Annotated in this window: 4 protein-coding genes; all 4 read left to right on the top strand. The window is 62.5% G+C overall.

Going from position 1 to position 4,175, the window contains the following annotated elements; genetic code table 11:
- The first annotated feature begins 131 nt into the window (after positions 1-131).
- From OC610_RS22280 to OC610_RS22295, 4 genes are read left to right on the top strand one after another with little or no spacing between them, the layout of a single operon-like run.
- The gene (locus OC610_RS22280; protein WP_264430814.1) at positions 132-1,058 is read left to right on the top strand and encodes a DUF72 domain-containing protein; all 927 of its coding nucleotides are present in this window, start codon (positions 132-134) and stop codon (positions 1,056-1,058) included.
- Positions 1,055-1,873 carry an endonuclease/exonuclease/phosphatase family protein gene (locus OC610_RS22285; protein ID WP_264430815.1) on the top strand — a complete coding sequence of 273 codons (819 nt, stop codon included), beginning with the start codon at positions 1,055-1,057 and terminating at the stop codon, positions 1,871-1,873. The genes OC610_RS22280 and OC610_RS22285 overlap by 4 nt, the downstream gene beginning before the upstream one ends.
- Entirely contained in the window at positions 1,870-3,168 is a 1,299-nt protein-coding gene (clsB, locus tag OC610_RS22290) for a cardiolipin synthase ClsB (RefSeq protein WP_264430816.1), read from the top strand. Before OC610_RS22285 ends, clsB begins: the two co-directional genes overlap by 4 nt.
- A complete protein-coding gene (locus tag OC610_RS22295) occupies positions 3,155-4,156 on the top strand; it encodes a lysylphosphatidylglycerol synthase domain-containing protein (RefSeq protein WP_264430818.1) in 1,002 nt (333 codons plus the stop codon). The genes clsB and OC610_RS22295 overlap by 14 nt, the downstream gene beginning before the upstream one ends.
- The last annotated feature ends 19 nt before the right edge of the window (positions 4,157-4,175 follow it).

Raw genomic sequence — 4,175 nt, forward strand, 5'->3', positions numbered from 1 at the left:
GCGGGAGCAAGCTCCCTCGCCACAGAACCCGCTCGGCCCCTTCCGTCGGTAAGGCCATCGAAACTTTCCAGCCCGCCCGGCGGTCATCAAAAGACACAGGCAGTACGAGGTCATTGGCACGGGAGGGACACATGACGGCGATCCACATTGGCATTTCCGGTTGGCGCTACACGCCCTGGCGCGGGGATTTCTATCCCAAGGGGCTGGCGCAGAAACGGGAACTGCAATTCGCCTCTCGCGCGGTCAACAGCATCGAAATCAATGGATCGTTCTACGCCCTGCAACGTCCCGAACGGTATGCCCAGTGGTACGCCGAGACGCCGCCGGACTTCGTGTTCAGCGTCAAGGCGCCGCGCTTCATCACTCACATCAAGCGCCTGCGGGACATTCACAAGCCCTTGGCGAATTTCTTCGCGTCCGGCGTGCTGGAGCTCAAGGAAAAACTCGGCGCCATCCTCTGGCAGTTTCCACCCAGCTTCAAATTCGACCCGGAACTGTTCGAAGACTTCCTCAAGCAATTGCCCCATGACACCCAGGCCGCCGCCGCGCTGGCCCGTGAGCACGAGTCACGCCTGGACGGCCACGCCAGCACCGAGACCGATAAAAAGCGCCCCTTGCGTCATGCAGTCGAGATCCGTCATGAAAGCTTCATCGACCCACGCTTCGTCGCCCTGCTCAAACGCTACGACGTCGCCCTGGTCGTCGCCGATACCGCCGGAAAATGGCCCTACCGCGAGGACGTCACCAGCGACTTCGTCTACCTGCGCCTGCACGGTGCCGAAGAGCTATACGCCAGCGGCTACACCGACGAGGCGCTTAAGCGCTGGGGCGACCGGATCGAGGCCTGGAGCCACGGCACGCAGCCGAGCGACGCGCAGTTGATCGATCCGAAGAAGAAACCCCGGCCGCGCAAGAGCCGGGAGGTGTTCTGCTATTTCGACAACGACATCAAAGTCCGCGCGCCCTACGACGCGCGCCACCTGCTGGAGCGCTTCGACCTGGACAAGCACCTCGCCACCGCTCCCGGTGTGCGCCCGGCCGAAGGAGTATTGCCATGAACACGCCAGAATCCAGCGAAGCCACCCGCGAGCCGCTGCACGATTCGGCGCGGCAACTGCTGGAGGGAGTCAATCGATTCACCGTCCTGACGGTCAACACGCACAAGGGCTTCACCGCCCTGAACCGGCGCTTCATCCTGCCGGAACTACGCGAAGCGGTGCGCAGTGTGTCCGCCGACGTGGTGTTCTTGCAGGAAGTCCACGGCACCCACGAACAGCATCCCCAGCGCTACAGCAACTGGCCGAGCATCCCGCAATACGAATTTCTCGCCGACACCCTCTGGCCGCAGTTCGCCTATGGGCGCAACGCGGTGTATCCGGCGGGCGATCACGGCAATGCATTGCTGTCGAAATTCCAGATCATCCGCCACGACAACCTCGACGTTTCCATCAGTGGCCACGAAAGCCGCGGCATGCTGCACAGCGTACTGCGCCTGCCGAACGCTGACGGTGGACGGGACGTGCATGCCATTTGCGTGCACCTGGGGTTGCGTGAAGGCCATCGCGTCGAGCAACTGAAACTGCTTTGCCAGCGCTTGAGCGAATTGCCGCCCGAAGCACCGGTCATCGTTGCCGGCGACTTCAACGACTGGCGCGGCAAGGCCAACGACTTGCTCGCGCCCTGCGGCCTGCGGGAGGTGTTCGCCGAACAGTGGGGCAAGCCGGCCCGCAGTTTTCCAGCGCGCCTGCCGATCCTGCGCCTGGACCGCATCTACGTGCGCAACCTCAAGGCCCATCACGCCAAGGTATTGAATGTACGCCCCTGGTCGCACCTTTCCGACCACGCACCGCTGTCGGTGGAGATCGAATTATGAACGCGACGATGGACAAGGCGACGGTGGAAAAGGTCGAGGTGCCGCCGACCGAACGCAACCCGGCGCTGGCCGACGTCGAATACGGCTGGCACGGCAACAACCGCGTCACGCTGCTGGAAAACGGTGAGGAATATTTCCCACGAGTTTTCGAAGCGATTCGCCGCGCCCAGGAAGAAATTCTCCTGGAGACCTTCATCCTGTTCGAAGACAAGGTCGGCTTTGAATTGCGGGATTTATTGGTGGATGCGGCCAAGCGTGGCGTGCGCATCACCGTCAACCTCGACGGGTTCGGTTGCGGAGAGCTGAGCACGGCGTTTCTCGCCTCGTTGAGCGACGCCGGGGTACGCCTGCAGATGTTCGATCCGGCCCCCCGGCACCTGGGCATCCGCACCAACTGGTTCCGCCGGTTGCACCGCAAGATCGTGGTGGTGGACGGGGTGATCGCGTTCATCGGCGGGATCAATTTTTCCGCTGACCACTTGGGCGACTTCGGTCCCGAGGCCAAGCAGGATTACTCGGTGGAAATCAAAGGCCCGGCGGTAGTGGATATCCATCACTTCGCGCTGCTGCAAAGCGGTCGGCCGGCCCGGGCCAAGTATTGGTGGCAACGTCGCCGCAGCCGCCGCACCGAGTTGGCCTTCAACGACCACGACGGCCAGGTGCGCCTGGTCTACCGCGATAACCATGAGCATCAGACCGACATCGAAGAGGTCTACCTGCAAGTGCTGCGCAGCGCCCAGCGTCGGGTGGTAATCGCCAACGCGTATTTCTTCCCCGGTTATCGGTTGCTGCGTGAGCTGCGCAACGCCGCGCGACGTGGCGTGGAGGTGCGGCTGATCCTGCAAGGGCAACCGGACATGATGATCGCCAAGCTCGCGGCGCGGATGCTCTATGACCACCTGATCAAGGCCGGCGTGACGATCTACGAATATTGCGAGCGCCCGTTGCACGGCAAGGTCGCCCTGGTGGACGAGGACTGGAGCACCGTCGGTTCGAGCAACCTCGACCCGTTGAGCCTGTCGCTGAACCTGGAAGCCAACGTGCTGATCCGCGACCGCGCCTTCAACCGCGAGCTGTTCGAGCGCCTCGATCACTTGAGCCGCAATCACTGCACCGTCATGCCGGAAAATCATGCCCGTCGAGGCCTGCTGTGGCGCATGACCATTGGTTTCATGGTGTTCCACTTCCTGCGTCATTTTCCGGCCTGGGCCGGATGGCTGCCGGCCCATAAACCGCGTCTGAAACCTTTTTCACCGCCGACGGCGGTCCGGAGCGAACCCCATGAACCACTCTGAAGCGCACACTGCGCCGAGAGATGCCCATGCGCCGGAACAGGCCAAGCCCAAGTCGCGCTGGAGCCGCTGGAAACGCCCGCTGACCCTGGCTTTCTTCCTGCTGCTGATCGTACTGTTCACTACCCTTGCACGGCGAATCGATTGGTCCGAGGTGTTCACGACCCTGGCCGATTTCAAGCTGCGCACCTTGCTGATCGCCGCCGCGCTGACCATCGCCAGCTTCATCACCTATGCCGGTTTCGACCTGATCGGGCGCACTTACATCCGGCAAAAACTGGGCTGGCGGCAAATACTTCCGGTGGGGGTGATCAGTTACGCCTTCAACCTCAACCTCAGTGCCTGGGTCGGCGGCATCGCCATGCGCTATCGGCTGTATTCGCGGCTCGGGGTGAGCACGGGCAATATCGCCAAGATTCTCGGCCTGAGCCTGGCTACCAACTGGTTCGGCTACATGACCTTGGCCGGCGTGGTGTTCAGCAGTGGCTTGGTGACGATGCCACCGGGCTGGAAGCTGAGCAGCGATGCGCTGCAAGGCGTCGGGGTGCTGCTATTGCTAATCAGCGCTGGCTACCTGCTGGCCTGCCGTTTCTCCAAGCGCCGGGCCTGGACGATTCGCGGCATGGAAATCAACCTGCCCTCGTTGCGGATGGCCGTGCTGCAATTGGCGCTGGGGGCGCTGAACTGGTCGCTGATGGCGGCGGTGATCTTTACGTTGTTGCCGAGCAAACTCGAGTACCCGGTGGTGCTCGGGGTGCTGTTGATCAGCAGCATTGCTGGCGTGATCACGCACATTCCGGCCGGGCTCGGGGTGCTGGAGGCGGTGTTTGTCGCGCTGTTGCAGCACGAGGTGTCACGGGGCAGCTTGATCGCCGGACTGATTGCCTACCGGGCGATCTATTTCATCCTGCCGCTGTTGATCACGGTGGTGATGTACCTGGTGATCGAGGCGAAGGCCAAGGCGTTGCGGGTCAAGCCTGGGGTCAAGTGATGCGGTGCCTGGCCTGGCG

Origin of the sequence: Pseudomonas agronomica, assembly GCF_025917275.1 — a bacterium.
Taxonomy (GTDB): Bacteria; Pseudomonadota; Gammaproteobacteria; order Pseudomonadales; family Pseudomonadaceae; genus Aquipseudomonas; species Aquipseudomonas agronomica.